Source organism: Streptosporangium amethystogenes subsp. fukuiense (genome assembly GCF_042665875.1).
Lineage (GTDB): Bacteria > Actinomycetota > Actinomycetes > Streptosporangiales > Streptosporangiaceae > Streptosporangium > Streptosporangium fukuiense.
Window position 1 is genome coordinate 6,644,798 of record NZ_JBHTEE010000001.1, and the last position, 17,109, is coordinate 6,661,906.

17 protein-coding genes are annotated in these 17,109 nt (G+C 69.8%); 10 read left to right on the forward strand and 7 right to left on the reverse strand.

Annotated elements, in window-relative coordinates:
* Window positions 1-283: 283 nt before the first annotated feature.
* The 5 genes from ACFQVD_RS29065 to ACFQVD_RS29085 all read left to right on the forward strand — a co-directional run bounded on the left by ACFQVD_RS29065 (window position 284) and on the right by ACFQVD_RS29085 (window position 5,189).
* Window positions 284-544: a hypothetical protein gene (locus ACFQVD_RS29065; protein ID WP_343980878.1), complete on the forward strand. Its 261-nt coding sequence runs from the start codon at window positions 284-286 to the stop codon at window positions 542-544.
* A complete protein-coding gene (locus tag ACFQVD_RS29070) occupies window positions 531-1,214 on the forward strand; it encodes a hypothetical protein (protein ID WP_343980875.1) in 684 nt (227 codons plus the stop codon). Before ACFQVD_RS29065 ends, ACFQVD_RS29070 begins: the two co-directional genes overlap by 14 nt.
* Window positions 1,215-1,411: 197 nt before the next feature.
* Entirely contained in the window at window positions 1,412-3,577 is a 2,166-nt protein-coding gene (locus ACFQVD_RS29075; RefSeq protein ID WP_343980872.1) for a molybdopterin-dependent oxidoreductase, read from the forward strand.
* A 101-nt stretch (window positions 3,578-3,678) separates the two neighbouring features.
* On the forward strand, window positions 3,679-4,233 hold the full coding sequence (locus ACFQVD_RS29080) for an HD domain-containing protein (RefSeq protein WP_245651701.1): 555 nt from the start codon (window positions 3,679-3,681) through the stop codon (window positions 4,231-4,233).
* A gap of 89 nt (window positions 4,234-4,322) precedes the next feature.
* Window positions 4,323-5,189 (forward strand): Rieske 2Fe-2S domain-containing protein, encoded by an 867-nt coding sequence (locus ACFQVD_RS29085; RefSeq protein ID WP_343980868.1) that lies wholly within the window; start codon window positions 4,323-4,325, stop codon window positions 5,187-5,189.
* A 39-nt stretch (window positions 5,190-5,228) separates the two neighbouring features.
* On the opposite strand, the gene ACFQVD_RS29090 is transcribed toward ACFQVD_RS29085, so the two are convergent.
* Window positions 5,229-5,456, reverse strand: coding sequence for a hypothetical protein (locus ACFQVD_RS29090; RefSeq protein WP_030916880.1), 228 nt, complete (start codon window positions 5,454-5,456; stop codon window positions 5,229-5,231).
* A 194-nt stretch (window positions 5,457-5,650) separates the two neighbouring features.
* On the opposite strand from ACFQVD_RS29090, the gene ACFQVD_RS29095 reads away from it, so the two are divergent.
* Entirely contained in the window at window positions 5,651-6,553 is a 903-nt protein-coding gene (locus tag ACFQVD_RS29095; protein ID WP_386272591.1) for an IS982 family transposase, read from the forward strand.
* A gap of 34 nt (window positions 6,554-6,587) precedes the next feature.
* On the opposite strand, the gene ACFQVD_RS29100 is transcribed toward ACFQVD_RS29095, so the two are convergent.
* Both ACFQVD_RS29100 and ACFQVD_RS29105 read right to left on the reverse strand, forming a co-directional pair.
* Window positions 6,588-7,343, reverse strand: coding sequence for a sulfite exporter TauE/SafE family protein (locus tag ACFQVD_RS29100; RefSeq protein ID WP_343961876.1), 756 nt, complete (start codon window positions 7,341-7,343; stop codon window positions 6,588-6,590).
* 130 nt (window positions 7,344-7,473) lie between these two features.
* Entirely contained in the window at window positions 7,474-8,268 is a 795-nt protein-coding gene (locus tag ACFQVD_RS29105) for an ABC transporter ATP-binding protein (RefSeq protein ID WP_343961859.1), read from the reverse strand.
* A gap of 66 nt (window positions 8,269-8,334) precedes the next feature.
* On the opposite strand from ACFQVD_RS29105, the gene ACFQVD_RS29110 reads away from it, so the two are divergent.
* The gene (locus tag ACFQVD_RS29110; protein WP_343961856.1) at window positions 8,335-9,054 is read left to right on the forward strand and encodes a hypothetical protein; all 720 of its coding nucleotides are present in this window, start codon (window positions 8,335-8,337) and stop codon (window positions 9,052-9,054) included.
* 32 nt (window positions 9,055-9,086) lie between these two features.
* Here the strand turns inward: ACFQVD_RS29110 and ACFQVD_RS29115 are convergent, their stop codons facing one another.
* On the reverse strand, window positions 9,087-11,537 hold the full coding sequence (locus ACFQVD_RS29115) for a serine/threonine-protein kinase (RefSeq protein WP_343961854.1): 2,451 nt from the start codon (window positions 11,535-11,537) through the stop codon (window positions 9,087-9,089).
* Window positions 11,538-11,646: 109 nt separating this feature from the next.
* Here ACFQVD_RS29115 and ACFQVD_RS29120 point away from each other — a divergent pair, with 109 nt between their 5' ends.
* On the forward strand, window positions 11,647-12,366 hold the full coding sequence (locus ACFQVD_RS29120) for a hypothetical protein (RefSeq protein ID WP_343961851.1): 720 nt from the start codon (window positions 11,647-11,649) through the stop codon (window positions 12,364-12,366).
* Window positions 12,367-12,378: 12 nt separating this feature from the next.
* Here ACFQVD_RS29120 and ACFQVD_RS29125 read toward each other — a convergent pair whose 3' ends face one another.
* On the reverse strand, window positions 12,379-13,017 hold the full coding sequence (locus ACFQVD_RS29125) for a response regulator transcription factor (protein WP_343961849.1): 639 nt from the start codon (window positions 13,015-13,017) through the stop codon (window positions 12,379-12,381).
* A complete protein-coding gene (locus tag ACFQVD_RS29130; RefSeq protein WP_343961847.1) occupies window positions 13,014-14,153 on the reverse strand; it encodes a GAF domain-containing sensor histidine kinase in 1,140 nt (379 codons plus the stop codon). The genes ACFQVD_RS29125 and ACFQVD_RS29130 overlap by 4 nt, the downstream gene beginning before the upstream one ends.
* A 480-nt stretch (window positions 14,154-14,633) precedes the next feature.
* Between ACFQVD_RS29130 and ACFQVD_RS29135 the strand changes: the two genes are divergently transcribed.
* On the forward strand, window positions 14,634-15,179 hold the full coding sequence (locus tag ACFQVD_RS29135; RefSeq protein WP_343961845.1) for a hypothetical protein: 546 nt from the start codon (window positions 14,634-14,636) through the stop codon (window positions 15,177-15,179).
* A gap of 399 nt (window positions 15,180-15,578) precedes the next feature.
* Window positions 15,579-16,136 (forward strand): hypothetical protein, encoded by a 558-nt coding sequence (locus tag ACFQVD_RS29140; protein WP_343961843.1) that lies wholly within the window; start codon window positions 15,579-15,581, stop codon window positions 16,134-16,136.
* Window positions 16,137-16,214: 78 nt separating this feature from the next.
* Here the strand turns inward: ACFQVD_RS29140 and ACFQVD_RS29145 are convergent, their stop codons facing one another.
* Entirely contained in the window at window positions 16,215-17,102 is an 888-nt protein-coding gene (locus tag ACFQVD_RS29145; RefSeq protein WP_343961841.1) for a VOC family protein, read from the reverse strand.
* Window positions 17,103-17,109 lie beyond the last annotated feature (7 nt).

Below are 17,109 nucleotides of genomic sequence, written 5' to 3' on the forward strand. Positions count from 1 at the left end.
AGATCGGGGAATCCACCGGTGATCATCCGGGGGTGTCTTCGAGGGCCTCCGTGAATCGCGCGCGGGGCGAAACGGGCGCGCACCTGATCGGCGACGGCGCCGTCTCCAGCACGACGGAGTTGAACCGGGGAGGCCAGCAGGGGAAGCGGAGGAGATCGGCCGGCGACGGCCCAGAGTCGCACGCGTCAGAGGGCGCCCGATCGGGCGCAAAAAGCACCGGGCCGGCGGCCACCGACCCGGTTGGCACAAGAACTCCACGTTGAAACCACGAAGGGAGTCTCCTATGTCCTTCCACCGTACCAAGGGACTCTGCGGAATCAAGACCCTCCTCCTCGATCTGATCTACATCACCGACCGGGAGCTCTGCATGGACCAGGACGAGTGGGCCCACCGGCTCGGCTGGACCGTGACCAGAACCGGTTTCGTGAGCAGGCACTACCGCGAGCCCCGGTTCGACCTCCTCAAGGCCGAGCGGACCGCCGCTCCCGCCCTCGCCCTGGCGCCCGTCCCCGACAAGAGGGCGGACGGCGATGTCGCGGCGTAACCTCCGCGACAACCGCTACGGTCGTCCCGACGGCCGGCCCCCCGGCCGGACGGGCCTCCTCGTCCGGCTGTGGCGCTGGCGGACGGAGATCGTCCTGCTCGCCGCCGTCTCGACCGTCCTGGCCGCGGCGGCTCTCTCCTTCAGGCAGGGCCACTGGTGGCCATCCGCCCTGCTGGCCTGCACCTCCGGCGTCCCCGCCGCCTCCCGCTCCGGGCGCAGGTGGGTGCGGACGCACGCGTGGTGCCTGATCTCCCGGCACCGCCTGCAGAGGACATGCGTGGAGATCGGGATACACACCCGCTCGGGACGGCTCCCGCTGGTGCTGTGGATCACTCCTTCCGCCGCCGGGGAGAGGGCGCTGATCCTCGCCAGGGCCGGGATCTGTGCCGAGGACTTCGATGCGTTCTCGGCCGAGATCGCGGCGGCGTGCTACGCCCGCGACACCGTGGTCCTTCGGCACCGCAGATGGGCGCACCTGCTGACCGTCGAGATCATCCGCAGGGACAAGTTCACCGGCCCGCCGCCGGGCCTCGACCGGTTGTACGGGTGGACGGACTGGGTCGCCCCACGGGTCCACCGGGCCGTGCTGGAGGAGTCCGGTACCCGCTCCGCCGCCGACCTGCCTCCCGGACCGCACGAACCCGCCGACCATCGGCAACGGGCCGCGTGATCCTCCGGTCCACCGGAAGCGGACCGCGGGACACAACGGGCTACAACGGGCCGTAGCGGTCCGTAGCGGGCCACCTGGGTTCCACCGGCCGTCCCGTCCTCCTGGCGGCACCGAAGCCCCCGAGTTCGCTCTCGGGGGCTTCCCCTCGCCCCGCCCTACGGCCATGATGAGTTCACTTGCCGAACTCAGGAGTGCCGATGAGAACAGCGCACCGGACCTGCCCCCTCTGCGAGGCCGTCTGCGGCCTCCGGCTCACCCTCGACGACACCGGGCACGTCACCTCGGTCAAGGGCGACCCGGACGACCCGTTCTCCAGGGGGTTCATCTGCCCCAAGGGGGCGAGCCTGGGCCGCCTCGACGAGGACCCGGACCGGCTGGGCGTCCCGATGATCCGGACGGGCGAGGCGTGGCGCGAGGCCTCCTGGGACGAGGCGTTCCGCACGGTCGAGGAGGGCCTGAAGGGCGTGATCGACGCACACGGCCGCCGGTCTCTGGCCGTCTACGTCGGCAACCCGTCCGCCCACTCCATGGCGGGCGCCCTGTACGGCACCCCTCTGATCCGCGCCCTCGGCACCCGCAACGTCTTCTCCGCGAGCACCGCGGACCAGATGCCCAAGCACGTCTCCTGCGGCCTGATGCTCGGCGACCCGCTGGCCATCGCGGTGCCCGACCTGGACCGCACCGACTACCTGCTGATGCTCGGCGCCAACCCGCTGGAGTCCAACGGCTCGCTCTGCACCGCCCCCGACTTCCCCGGCCGTCTCAAGGCGCTGCGCGGGCGCGGGGGCAGGCTCGTGGTCGTCGACCCGCGCCGCACCCGCACCGCCGCTCTGGCCGACGAGCACCTGTTCGTGCGGCCGGGCACCGACGCCTACCTGCTGTTCGGCATCGTCCGCACCCTCTTCGCCGAGGATCTGACCTCGGTGGGCGTCGAGGTCAACGGGCTGGACGAGGTCAGGCGGCTGGCGGAGGACTTCACCCCGGAGACCGTGGCCCCGATCTGCGGGGTGCCCGCCGCGGAGATCGTACGGCTGGCGCGCGAGCTGGCCGCGGCCCCGACCGCCGCCGTCTACGCCCGGATCGGCACCTGCACCGTCGAGTTCGGCACCGTCACGCAGTGGCTGGTCGACGTCGTCAACATCCTGACCGGCAACTTCGACCGCCCCGGCGGGGTCATGTTCGCGAAAACCGCGGTGGAGAACGGCCGCAGGAGCAAGCCGTACACCACGGGACGCTGGCACAGCCGCGTCCGCGGGCTGCCGGAGGCGAACGGTGAGCTCCCGGTGGCCACCCTCGCGGACGAGATCGAGACACCGGGCGAGGGGCAGGTCAGGGGGCTGGTCATGGTGGCCGGCAACCCGGTGCTGTCGGCGCCGGGCGGTCCCCGGCTGGACGCGGCCTTCCGCGACCTGGAGTTCATGGTCTGCGTGGACCCGTACCTGAACGAGACCACCAGGCACGCGAACGTCATCCTGCCGCCGCCCCGGGTGATGCAGTCGCCGCACTACGACCTGTCGCTGCTGTTCGTCGCGGTCCGCAACTACGCGAGGTTCTCCCCGCCGGTCCTGCCGCTGGAGCCGGGACGTCCCTCCGAGGCCGAGATCATGGCACGGCTGACGATGATCGCCTCTGGGCAGGGGGCGGGCGCCGACCCGGCCCTGCTCGACGAGCTGATCCTCGACCAGATGCTCCGCAAGGCGGTCGAGACGCCCGGCTCACCGATGGAGGGCGGGGACCCGGCCGAGCTGCGTGCCTCGCTGGACGGCGGCAGCGGAGCCGAGATGCGGCTGGACGCCATGCTCAGGCTCGGCCCCTACGGGCTCTCCCTGGCCACGCTCCTGGCGAATCCGCACGGCATCGACCTGGGCGCGCTGGAACCTCGGCTGACGGAGATCGTCCGTACCGCCTCCGGGCGGGTGGAGCTGGCCCCGCCGCGGCTGGTCGAGGACGTCGCGCGGCTGCGCGGGCGGCTGACCGTGCCCCCCGCGGAGATCGTGCTGATCGGCCGGCGCCACCTGCGCTCCAACAACAGCTGGCTGCACAACGTGGGCCCGCTGGTCGGCGGGACCAACCGGTGCACCCTGCAGATCAATCCGGACGACGTGAGCAGGTTCGGGCTGGGCGAGCACGCGGTGGTCCGTTCGGCGGCCGGCGAGCTGGTCGTACCGCTGGAGCCGACCGACACGATCATGCCGGGGGTGGTGAGCCTGCCCCACGGATGGGGACACGCGGGCACCTCGCAGCTGGTGGCCGCCAAGCACGCGGGGGTCAACGTGAACGCGCTGACAGACGATTCCATCGTGGACGTACCCTCGGGAAACGCCGTGTTCAACGGGGTTCCCGTCACACTCGGTCGGGCATGATCCCATGATCGCTCGGAAAAGGGGGATCGACGCGCATTAGGCTTGCGCGCGTGACCACCCCTTTAGCACAGGACCGTCTACACGCTCAGCTCACCTTCGCCATGGAGATCGACAAGCTCAGACGCATCGTCCGCCGCAACACCCTCATGGACGGGTCGCGGCGGGAGAACGACGCCGAGCATTCCTGGTACGTGGGCATGCTGGCGATGGTCTTGGCCGAACACGCGCCACCGGGCACCGACCTCGACAGGGTCGTCGCGATGCTGCTCGTCCACGACATCGTCGAGATCGACGCGGGAGACACCTTCATCTACGACGCCTCCGCCGTCGAGGCCCAGTTGGGCATCGAGCGCAAGGCCGCCGACCGGATCTTCGGGCTGCTCCCGGACGACCAGGCCGCGCGGTTGCGCGACCTCTGGGACGAGTTCGAGGAGCGCAGGACTCCCGAGGCCAAGTTCGCCAAGGCCCTCGACCGGATCGCGCCCATCATGGCCAATCACCACAATGAGGGCGGTACCTGGTCGCTCTACAAGGTGACGGCGGAACAGGTGCTGGAGAAGGTGAAAATCATCGAGGAGGGGTCGGCGACGCTGGGCGCCTACGCCACCGAGATCATCGCTCTCTCTGTCAGCCGAGGACATTTGGCGCGTGCATAACCCCGTTCCCGGGTAGGTCCCTATGGGTCGAGAGGGGGGCGATAGTGAAGGAAAGCGTCAAAACAGGGCGCCGAACTTTTAAGCGTCTGGTGCCCGGGGTCGAGTTCACCGAGCGGATCGAGCGGTCGCCCAGGGCCGATCGGCCGATCCGCATACTCGCCAAGGCCGTACGCCGAAGGATCGGCCCCGGCCTGCTCCGTGACCTGCTGCACGGGGTACCGCTCGGCAAACCGCTCCATCCACCGCTCGCCAACCTCAGCCTGGGCCTCTGGGCGGCGACCGCGGTGCTCGACGTGACCCGCTCGGATCCACGCGCGTCGCAACTGCTGGTCGCGGGCGGACTCGCCACCGCCACCCCGGCGGTGGCCGCGGGCATCGTCGACTGGTCCGCGCTCCACCGCGAGCAGCAGCGGGTGGGGTTCGTGCACGCGATCGCCAACCTGGCCTCCCTCGGGCTCTACGCCGGATCGCTGGTGTTCCGGATGACCGGGCGCGACCGGACCGGTCGGCTGCTGTCGTTCGTCGGGCTGGGTGCCGCGAGCATGGGCGGCTACCTCGGCGGCCACCTCGCCTACCGGCAGGCGGCCGGGTCCAACCACGCCGAGTCCGTCGCCCACCTGGTCCCGCTGGGCTGGCACGACCTGTGCGAGATCGGCGATCTGCCCGACGGACGTCCGGTGACGCGGCGGCTCGGCTACATCGACCTGTTCGTGCTCCGGGTCGGGGGCAGCGTCACGGTCCTCGCCGACCAGTGCGCCCACCTGGCCGGGCCGCTCCACCAGGGGCGCCTGATCTCCGAGGAGGGCACCGCCTGCGTGGTCTGCCCGTGGCACGGAAGCACCTTCAGACTTTCCGACGGTGCCGTCGTACACGGCCCGGCCACCGCCCCCCAGCCGTCCTTCGAGACCCGGATCCGCCGCGACGGCGTGCTCCAGGTCCGTCCCGCCCAGGTATGACGGACCACCTCACCCGGGCGCGACGCCGGCCTGTTCGGATTAAGCGGACTTGCCGTCGGCGGGGTGTTCCACCAGGGCGAGGATCCGGCTGGACATGAACCGGGCGGTGCGCACGGCCGTTCCGCTCCGGGTGACCTCGCTCACCTCGACGACACCGCCGCGTGCGTTGGCCACCTCAACCCGGCGTCCTGCTCTGGTGGCGCTGACCTCGTAGGTACGGGAACTGTCTCCTGCGTCGATGACAACCTCGACCTTGTCACCTTTCATACCTAATTGGTACCCACTAGACGAGTAAGTCCTAAAGCTGCGAACGGGTAGGGCGGGGCGTAGCGGCTGCTGGGCCCACCCGTGGAGCGCGTCGGCAGTGGGCCGGGCGTCGCCCACCCAGGCTGCGCCTCAAGGCAGACGAACCTGCCCTCGAGGCCAGAGCGGAAGCAACGAAGGGTGTCGAGGATCGATGTGTGACCAACGACCTCAACACCCTTCTGACCGCACTCTACGTCAAGATCGATGACTGGCTCGGCGCTCCCGGCAGCTGCGCCCGTCTGGGCCGCCCGCCCAAACTGACCGACGCCGAACTGCTCACCGTTGCCATCGCCCAGGCCCTGCTCGGCATCCGCTCCGAGACCCGATGGCTGCGCTTCCTGCCACACCATCTGCCCGGCGCCTTCCCCTACCTGCCCGGCCAGTCCGGCTACAACAAGCGTCTCCGCCGCGCGCTGCCCCTGCTCCAGCGCACCATCTGTGCTCTGGCCCGCGACACCGACCTATGGGCCGACCCGGTCTGGGTGGTGGACTCCACCCCGGTCGAATGCGGCCGCTCGCGCCCCACCGCCCGGCGCTCGAACCTGGCCGGGTGGGCCGGGTACGGCTACTGCCGCTCCCATTCCCGCTACTTTTGGGGCCTGCGCCTGCACCTGGTGTGCACCCCGGCCGGACTGCCGATCACCTGGGCCCTGGCCACCCCCAAGCTCGACGAGCGCCAGGTCCTGATGGCCATGCTCGATGACGACCCGCACCTGAGCGCCGAGCGCCCCGGCCTGCTGATCATCGCAGACAAGGGGTACGTCTCCGCCGAACTCGACGCCTACCTGGCCGAACGAGGTGTGCGACTGCTGCGCCCCTCCTACCGCAACCTCGCGCCCCGGCCCGGCGAGCAGTTCCTCAAACCGATCCGCCAGCTGATCGAGTCGGTCAACGACACCCTCAAGGGCCAGCTCGATCTGGAACTGCACGGGGGGCGCAGCCCGAGCGGCGTCGCGGTCCGCGTCACTCAGCGGATCCTGGCGTTGACCGCCGCGATCTGGCACAACCGCGCCACCGGCCAGCCCGTCACCCGGTCACTGATCGCCTACGACCACTGACCGGGCTTCGGACTTACTCGTCTAGTAGGCAGGTTCACCCGTACACCAGTTTGACTATCGCCACCACACCGATGCAGACGATGAACCAGCGCAACACCGGAGCGGGCAGCTTCCTGCCGATCTTCGCCCCGAGGAAACCGCCGATCGCGGCGCCCAGCGCGACCATCAGCACCGCCAGCCAGTCGATCTCCGCGATCAGGATGAACAGCGCCGCGGCGGACATGTTGATCAGCAGCGAGAGCACGTTCTTGGCCGCGTTGATCCGTTGCAGGCCGTCGTCGAGGAAACTGCCGAGCAACCCGATGAGCAGCACGCCCTGCGCGGCGCCGAAGTAGCCGCCGTAGATGCCGCAGGCGAAGACACCGACCCAGAGCCAGGGGCCACCGTGCGGCTGGGCGTGCTCCCGCCGGGCGCTCAACCACCTGTTGAGTCTCGGCTGGGCGATCACCAGCACGCACGCCACGCCGATCAGGACGGGTACCACGATGTTGAACGTCTCCGCGGGGAGATAGAGCAGGAGCACCCCGCCGATCACCGCACTGACGATCGTCGGAATTCCCAGCCGGATCAGCCGCTGGCGCTGCCCCTTCAACTCCGCCCGGTAGCCGAGCGCGCCGGTCAGCGAGCCCGGGACCAGGCCGACACTGTTGCAGACGTTGGCGACGACCGGCGGCATCCCCAGCGCGACCATGGTCGGAAACGTGATCAGAGATCCGGAGCCGACAACGGCGTTGATGCCTCCGGCTCCGATACCGGCCACGAAGATCGCGGCCGCCTCCCACGGTGTCATGAACTCCCCTTCGCTGGTGAGGCTCGCGCCCATGACGAGGTGCACGGCACTTACCGGATGCTAGGAGGAGCCCGGCAGCCGTCTCGCAGCAGGGGTATGCTTTACCGGTTTTTGGACAACCGAAATAGGTTCAGAACTGGTGCGCCCGCGCGTACCACCGGCCGTCCCGCCCCTGATCCAGGCTGAGCGGGACGCTGAAGGTGTGCGACAGGTTCTCCGCCGTCATCACCTGCTCGATCGGCCCCTGGGCCACCACGGAGCCGTGCCGGAGCAGCAGCGCGTGGGTGAACCCGCTGGGCACCTCCTCCACGTGGTGGGTGACCAGCACCATGGTCGGCGCCTTCGGATCGTGCGCGAACGTCGCCAGGCGGCGGACCAGGTCCTCACGCCCGCCCAGGTCCAAGCCGGCGGCGGGCTCGTCCAGCAGCAGCAGCTCCGGGTTCGGCATGAGCGCGCGGGCGATCTGGACCCGCTTGCGCTCTCCCTCGGACAACGTGTTGAACCGGCGCCGGATCAGGTGGGCGCATCCGAACTGGTCGATCAGCTCGACGGCACGCGTGACGTCGTGGGAGTCGTACTCCTCCGTCCAGCGGCCGAGGATGGCGTACGAGGCCGTGAGCACCAGGTCGATGACCTTCTCCTCCGGCGGCACCTTCTCCGCCAGCGAGGCGCTCGCGAGCCCGATGCGGGGCCGCAGTTCGAAGACGTCGCTCTGGCCGAGCCGCTCGCCCAGAATCTCCACGATGCCCTCGGTGGGGAACAGCATCGCCCCGACCACCTGCAGCAACGTCGTCTTCCCCGCGCCGTTGGGACCGATGACGACCCACCGCTCGTCCTCGTGAACGGTCCAGTCGATCTCCCGCAGCAGGGCCGCCCCGTCCCTGCGGACGGTGACGTCCTGTAGCCGAAGCACCTGACCGCCCATCCCCTACGCCTCCTTGTGAATCGCTGGAACAAAACCTATTGCAGGGTGAGCGCATATCGTGGATCGGTGCACCCTGATTCACCGATCTCGGCCACCCTGGTCTGCTGGGGCAACGCCTGGCTTGCCGGACAGGTCGGCCTCGACGAGGCCGCCGACCGCGTGGAACGACAGGCCGGCCCCCAACTCGTCGCCGCGGAAAGCGGCGACCTTCCCCTCCGCGGGTTCCTCGCCGACCTGCGGATCGAGGGTATGAAGTCGCTGCGACTGGCCCTGCCCGTCCCGGGCGACCCGCTCGGACTCACCGGACCGCCCCCCTTCAACTCCGCGGCCATCGAGGCCGGACAGGCGGCGACAGCCGTGCTCGGTGACAGATGCCTTGGCCTGGTCCCGGTAAAGGACCACCGCGGGTCATCGTACGCCGGGGTTCGCTGGAGCGTGCTGGAGGCCCGGGCCGTGGCACCTGATCTGCCCTCTCTCGCCGAGGCGGAGCACGAGCTGACCCGCGCGATGCGCGTGGCCACCGACGCCCTGCTCGGCGTGGAGGGTCCGGCCCAGGGCCACCGGCAGCTGAGAGTCGTCGATGACGGCCTGGCTCCCGGCTACCCCGCCCGCGCCCATCGGGTCGCCGCCCTGGCCGCCCGTCTCTCCGCGGTGCTCCGCATAGCCGACGAGCGGGGGCTCACCTCGGGCCAGCTCGCCGTACGCGCCGAGGCCCTGCGTGAGCTCGATCGCGCGGTGCGCCGGGCCCGGGTGGTCGCCCACCACGCCATCACCGAGCTGGTCTGAGGACCTGCTCCGAGGGCCTGTCACGGGACGGGTCACCGGCCGGAGGTCAGCTTCCAGAGCTTGACGGTGCGATCCTTGCCCGCCGAGACGGCCACCATGCGGTCGTCGACGGTCATGACGGCGACCGAGTAGACCCCGCCCTTGTGTGCCTTGATCGCCTTGCCCAGGGGTTTGCCCTCGGCCGGGTCCCAGAGCCGGACGGTCCCGTCCGTGCTGCCCGACACCAGCACGGTGCGCCCGTCCACCGTGCCGAACGCCAGGGAGTAGACGTTGCCTCCGTGACCCTTGAGCGGCTTGCCGATGGTCTTGGAGGTCTTCGGATCCCAGATCCTGATCTTCTTGTCCTTGCCGCCCGAGGCGATCACGGTGCGGTCGCCCAGCTTGCCGAAGGCCACCGAGAAGACCCGCCCGCTGTGCCCCCGGTAGACCTTGCCGTACCGCTTCCTGGTGACGAGGTCCCAGATCCTCAGCGTCCTGTCGGCACTGGCGGACACGACGACGGAGCGCTTTCCGATCTTGCCGAAGGCGAGCCAGTTGACGTCGTCGCGGTGCGCGGAGACGACTCTGAGCAATCTGCGGCTCTTCAGGTTCCAGAAGCGGAGCGTGCCGTCACCGTCCCCGGTGACGGCGACCGGTGAGCCGTTCACCACGCCCGCCGCGGCGGAGAAGACCGCGATGGGGTGATGCCCGAGAACCCTGCTCTTGCGGGTCTTCAGGTTCCACAGGCGGACGGAGTGGTCGTAGCCGCCGGTCACCGCGTACGGCGTGCCGCCGAAGGTGACGGTGGCGACCGCGTAGACCTCGCCCCGATGGCCGCGGAGCCGGTGGAGCCTCTTGTGCTCGGCGGGGTCCCAGATCCCGAGCGAACCGTCCTGGCTGCCCGAGACCACCGTGGGCCTGCCCTTGACCTCGACCTTGGCGAGGGACTGTACGGCCTTGCTGTGCCCCTTGAGCGCCTTGCCGTCCTGACCGTCGAAGAGCACCGCGGCGGGCGGCATGGCGAGCGGCTCGGACGGCTCGGACGGCTCGGAGGCCGGCGCCGTCGTGAGGCTCTCCGCGGGGCCCGGGGGCAGGGCCTGCGAGGCGGCCGTGGAGGGCGGCGTGGCGGGAGTCGAGGGCGACGGCCTCCGCGTGCCGTCATCGGGACCCGGGGAGCTCGCCGTGGTGTCGCTCCGCATGCTCGGCACCGCCACCAGCACGGCGGTGGCCAGGGCCAGGGCTCCCACGAGCACCCCGGCGACGAGGGCGGCCCGTCTGCGCCGCGTCCCGTGCTCGCCGGGCGCTGCGGGTACCGGTTCACCGAAAAGGTCCGGGTGCCGCGGCGGTGGCGGGGGGTACGCCCCCTGCGGGGACGCGGCCTGCCGGCCGACGGGCGTCAGGTTGCCCGGGTAGCGCGCGGGTCCCGCCGGGGAGGCGAAGGGGACGGCCGCGGGCGGAGGAGCGGCCGGGGAGGTGCCCGCCCTGCCGCCCGGAGCGTGGCCGCGGGCCGCGCCGGACTCCCCCTGATCCGCCCCTGACGGCCGCACCCACAACGTCTCGGGAGCGGGCGGCGAAGGCGCGGGCGAGGCGGCGGGTGGAGGTTGTGGAGGCTCGGGAGCGGATGCCTCCTCCGACTGGGTGTCCAGAAGCGCGAACAGCACCTCGGAGGCGCTGGGCCGTTCCTCGGCCTGCTTGCTGAGGCACGAGGTGACGATCGGCCGCAGGGTGTCGGGGAGTTCGGACAGGTCAGGGTCCTCGTTCATCACCCTGTAGATGACCGCGGGCACGCTGTCCTGGCCGAACGCGGGCCGCCCGGTCGCGGCGAACACCATCGTCAACGCCCAGCTGAACATGTCGGAGGAGGGCTCGACCCGGTGCCCGGACACCTGTTCCGGCGACATGTAGGCGGGGGTGCCGACCACTCCGCTCGTCACGGTCATCGCCGAGTCGAGGGCCCTGGCGATGCCGAAGTCGATCACGCGGGGTCCGTCGGGACCGAGCAGCACGTTGCTGGGCTTGAAATCGCGGTGCACGATGCCCGCCCGGTGGATGGCGGCCAGCGCGGTCACGGTGCCGACCGCGAGCCGGTGGAGCACGTTGCCGCCGCGGGGGCCCTCGGCCTGCACGACCCGCTGCAGGGAGACCCCCTCCACCAGCTCGCTCACGATGTAGGGGCGGTCACCGTCCATGTGGGCGCCCAGCACCTGGGCGGTGCAGAACGGCGCCACCCGGCGGGCGGCGGAGACCTCGCGGAGGAACCGGTCGCCGTCCATGCCGGTGTCACTCAGCCTGGGGTGGAGCAGCTTGATCGCCACCATCCCCCCGTCGGGCCCCCGGCCCGCGTAGACCACCCCCTGCGCCCCCTCGCCGAGGCGGCCGAGCAGCCGGTAGTCGCCCAGTGACTCCGGGTCCTCCCTGCGCAACGGGTTCGTATCCGGCACCTGAGCCTCCCCGCCGTCCAGCCTGAGAACCGCCGCCACCCCCGAGTCACCAAAGATACGCAAATAACTAATTTTCAGGTAGATCATTCACGCTTCCGGCGTGTCCTTCTTAAGTCATAATCTTCGAAACAAATGGTGACCACGGTCACCCCTAGCTCGTGCGGAGACGCCCATGCGCCGAAGCTTCGGCACGCTCCTAGGTCTCAGCCTCATCACTCCGCTCGCGATCGCCCCCAGCGCCTCGGCCGCCACCGCGAACACGCAGTTCCCGGCTTCCCCCAGGGCCCTGGCGGCGACCTGGACGGACGTCTCGGCCGCGGCCCCGTCGGCGGCGAGTCTGGACAGGCCCTGGTCCGCTTTCAAGGTCTCGATTAAAGCCCCAAAACTGGTCAGAAGCGGCCAAGAGTTCATGTATACGATCAAAATCACCAATCGGGGACCGCAGAAGGCCGACTACTTCTACGTAGGCGGGACCCTCCTGCCGAAAGGCATCAGCAAGACCGTCTACTACAAGGGCCCGAAAGGCACCGACTGCGACTTCTACACCGACGGCTTCTGGTGCGTGACGCCGTGGATCCTCGGCAAGGGCGACTCGGAGACAGTGCGCATCTGGGTCAAGCTCAACAAGCGGACCAGGGGCACCGCGGTCGCCAAGCTCGGCGCCGACACCTGGAACGTCCCGACCGGAGGCGCGGACCTCAGCCGCGACGAGTGGAAGCGGCTGGCCTTCCCCCACTGGTACTACCTCAAGACGGTGAAAACCAAGATCGTCCACCCCACACCGCCCAAACCCAAGCGCAGTGGGGGCGGAAAGTACACACCGCCACCGCCGCCGCCTCCCCCGCCACCGCCCCCGCCGCCGGGACGGCGTGAGGAGAAGAAGGACACCTGACCTCGCAGCCGGTCAGGCCAGGCCGTTCCGCACCGCGTAGAGGGCGGCCTGGGTCCTGTCCTGCACGCCCAGCTTCATCAGCACGTTGGAGACGTGGGTCTTCACGGTCTTCTCCGCCACGGTGAGCCGTCTGGCGATCTCCCGGTTGGAACGGCCCGACGCGATCAGCGCGAGCACCTCGCGCTCCCGTTCGGTCAACGACGCCACCCGCCTGTCCTCCGGCGTGGCCGGAAAGGGCCCGGAGAGGGAGAGCATCGCCTCCGCGGCCTCGGGGGCGAGCAGCACCTGGCCGCCGTGCACCGCCCGGATCGCGTGCACGAGCGCCGCCGGTTCGATGTCCTTGTACAGAAAGCCCGCCGCGCCCGCCCGGATCGCCGGGGCCACGTCCTCCCGGTCGCTGACCGAGGTCAGCACGAGCACCCGCGGCGACAGTCCGCGCTCCCCCAGCAGGAGCAGCGCGCCGAGCCCGTCGAGGACCGGCATCTTCAGGTCGAGCAGCAGCACGTCCGGGGCGAGGGTCTCCACCAGGGCGACCGCCTCGGCGCCGTCGGCGGCCTCGCCGACCACGTCGAGGTCCCCCTGGAGGTCCAGGAAGGTACGCAGCCCCTGCCGGACGACCGGATGGTCGTCGGCGATCAGGACGCGGATCACGCCGGCACCTCCATCCGGACGAGCGTGCCGCACCCCGGCTCCGACCTCACCTGCACGTTGCCGCCGACGGCCTCCGCCCGATCGCCCATCGAGGCGATGCCCAGCCCCCGTCCCACGGCGGCGGCCACCTCGAATCCCGTCCCGTCGTCGCTCACCTCCAGAAACACGCGCCCGCCCTCGCAACCCAGCCGTACGCCGACGGCACGCGCCTTCGAATGCCTGGAGGCGTTGTGCAGCGCCTCCTGGGCCACCCGCAGCACGACCGCCTCGATCTCGGGTTCGAGGTCGCACACCGGAGCCTCCTCGAACGAGAACGAGGCCGGGTGGAGCCGGTCGAGCAGGCGGACGTGCTTGCGGAGCGTCTCGGCCAGGCCGTGCCGGTCGAGTTCGGCCGGCCGGAGCTCGACGATCACCGCCCGCAGTTCAGCCAGCGCCTCTCCCGCCAGCCGTTCCACCCGGTCGAGCTCCCGCACCGCCCGTACGGGGTCGCCGGCGACCAGCGACGCCGCGGCCCGCGCGGTGAGGCGCAGCGAGAACAGCTTCTGGGTCACCGCGTCGTGCAGTTCCCTGGCCATCCGGGTGCGCTCCTCCACCAGCGTGAGCTCCCGGCTCCGCTCGTACAGGCGGGCGTTGGTGAGGGCGAGCGCGGCGTGCGCGGCGAACATGGTGAGCAGCCGCTGGTCGGCCTCGGTGAAGCCGCCCGGGGCCCGCTTGTTGGACAGGAAGATGATGCCGAGCACCTCGTCCCCGTCGAGGATCGGCACGCCGAGGAAGTCCTTGAGCACCGGGTGGGCACGGGGCCAGGATTCGAACCGGGGGTCCCTGCGGATGTCGGGAAGCCTGACCGACACGCCCTCGCGCAGCATGGCGCCGAGCATGCCGTGCTGGCGGGGCGTGGGCCCGATCGCGTCCCACTCCTCGTCGGAGATGCCCTCGGCGACGAACTCGGCGAACGCCCCCTGGTCGTCGGGCACCCCCAGCGCGGCGTAGCGGGCGTCCAGCAGCCGCCCCGCCGACCGCACGATGACGCCGAGCACCTCCCGGACCGACAGATGCCTGGTCACCGCGAGGACGGCCGAGCTCACCGCGTGCAGCACGGCGTCCAGGTCCTCACTCTCGGAACTCTCGGAACTCACGGAACGACTCTAGACCCGGCCCGATGAGAGCTCGGAGCCACCGTTCGGCGGCGGCGTGCGAGGGAGCGGGCACGGCTCGATCCGTCACACGCTCGCTCACACCCACGTACCGGATGGTTCAGGGCATGGACACGCCGGGCGGGCCGGCACACCATACGAACGGAGGGGACCAATGCCGGTCATCAAGGTGAAGCGGCACTCCGCTGCAACCGGCGTCCGCTCGGCTGCTCGGCGCGGACATCGACAATCCCGCGCTGACCGAACTGCTCAACGGTTCCGAACCGGCCGTCCCGTCGAGGACGCGGCGCCGCGGGACCGGGTGAGAGAGGCGAGGACCGGGCCTCGGCGGAGACCCCGAGGCGTCGTCCGACCGCTCACCGTTCGGTCGGCCAGTCAGTCACAAGGAATCCACAAGTGGGCTCCCGCATGCTGATCGCAGTACCCAACGGGGGATCACCGAATTCCGAGTGGAGTAAAGAAATGCGCCGGCACCTGACCGCCTTCGCCGCCATCGCCCTGGCGGGAGGCATGCTGCTCACCCCTGGAACCGCTAACGCCGCGGCTCCCCGGATCACCGCCCCGCAGGGGGCGGTCCAGGCCGACAAGCCGCTCGCGCCGCTGAAGCTGACCGTCACCTACCCTCGCAGGGCCTGGGCGGGTGACTCGTACGTCTACACGCTCACGACCAAGAACGTGGGCAAGTGGTACACCGACATCGCCTACATCGGCGGCTACCTTCCCTCGCAGGTCTCCAAGGTCCGCATCATCCGCAAGCCCGCCGGGTCGTACTGCGAGATCTCCGGCCGCGAGGTGGGCTGCCTGCTCGACACCCTGAACCCCGGGAAGACGGCCACCATCAAGGTCAGGGTCTGGTTGAGGAACAGCGCCAGGGGCACCGCGACCGCCAATTTCGGCTCGGCCTCGATCGACGTCCCCGCGGGTGGGCTCGGCACCTTCGACATCCACGGCATCGACGTCGGCAGCGACGTCAAGTACGTGCGGGTGAAGACCCGGGTGCTCCGCTAGCCGGCCGATCGTTCCGCGCGTGTCACCGTCCCCTGAGGTCAAGGACGCGGCACGCGCGGATGGATTCGACCCGTTTTATACCCTGAAGTCCCTTTTCTGGATTTCCAGAAAAGGGACTTCTTCGCGATTCGGGTTCCGCACGGAACCCGGATCTCCACCCGGCGCGGGGTCCCGGTCCTTCCCGGGCTCAGGTCGTACCCGGGCCCGGCTCCCGCCAGGCGGGCCGGGCGGCGCGGTCACCACGCGCTTCGTGCCCCGCTCAACCCGACATCACGCCAGGCGTTCCACTAAATACATAATTGAATATTGATTTCTCCTCACATCTATATGTGTGATAAAACGCTGGAACTTTATGGGACGTTCCAGGCGTCCCCCAACCCTTCAGCTGGGAGACGTTTGATGCGCCACCCGATCTCCAGGATCGTCGCCCTTGCTCTGGTCGCCCCGCTGGCCGGTGGCATGCTGCTCGCCGCTCCCGCCTCGGCCGCCTCCACGCAGGCGCCCGCGGCGACGGTCAAGTCCGCGGCCGAACCGTTCTCCTCCTTCGCGGTCACGGTTTCCGCGCCGAAGAAGGCGAAGGCCGGCGGAAAGATCACTTACCGGATCAAGGCCGTCAACAAGGGTCCCTACGAGGCCGACGCCTTCTACATGGGCGGCCTGCTGCCCAAGGGTTCCAAGGCCACCGCGGTCTCCGCGCCCAAGGGCACGGAATGCGGCAACTACGAAGACGGTTTCTGGTGCTTCACCCCCTACGCCCTTGATATCGATGACTTCCAGGTCATCACGATCACGGTGAAGCTCGGCAAGAAGTCGGGGCGGACCGCCGAGGCCATCCTGGGCGTGGACACCTACGACCTCCAGACCGGCGCAGAGAACCTCTCCCGGGACGAGCTGGAGCGTCTGGGCACCAAGGGCTGGTACTTCGTGAAGAAGGTCAAGACCAAGATCGTGCGCTGACCGGGCCCGACGAGAAGGCGAGGAGCCCCGGCCTGTGACAGGCCGGGGCTCCTCGCCTTCTCCGTTCGGGGACGCCGCTCAGAAACGGCCCCAGTCGTCGGCGGCGGCGCGCCAGACGTCGATGTTGCGCGGGTCGACGGCCATCCTGCGGGGCCGGTGCGTCTCGTGCTCCTCGGGGGTGAAGACCCGGTGGCCGTCGCACAGCTCGTACCTGGGCCCGTGCTTGGGTTCGAACATGTAGAAGGCGATCGAGGTCGACGCGGAGTGGTTGACCATGTCGGACGCGATCGGCACCCCCTTGTACAGGGCGCGCGCCCTGCCACGCATGACGTGGTCGAGGCTCTTCATCATGAAGCACAGGTGAGCGACGTAGTACTCGTTGTTGCGCTGCAGGGCCAGGCTGTGGTGGTAGCGGTCCTCCGCCCGCAGGAACACGGTGCCGTCCCCGACGTAGTCGGAGGGCAGGAAGCCGAGCACCCCGGTGTAGAAGGCCAGCGTCTCGTCGTACTTGTCGGTGGCGATGAAGGGATGCACGAGGTCGAGCGGGCGCAACTCGATGACAGGCGCCTCGGCGTACTCCTGGAACTCGGTGAACAGCTCCACGACCAGCCCGTTCGGGTCGCTCACGCCGAAGCCGCGCTGGCACAGGCCCTTCATCCTGTCCTGCAGGGGCAGCACCTCCAGCCCCGCCGCGAGCACCCTCTCCCTCAGGTCGTCGAGGACCTCGTCGGACTCCACGCTGAAGCCGATCGCGACCGTGTGCGACGTCTCCCTGCCGGGCTCGTGGAGCAGTTCCACGCAGTGGTGCTCGATGTCGGCGCGCAGGTAGGCGTACTCGTCGTCGTGCTGTTCGAGCTGGAGACCCACGTGATACCGGAGGAACTCAATGGTCTCCGCCATGTCCGGCACCGCGATCCGGGCGTACTCCATCCCGTACGGTGCCCGGGGACGGGCGTCAGCTGTCATGGTGCCT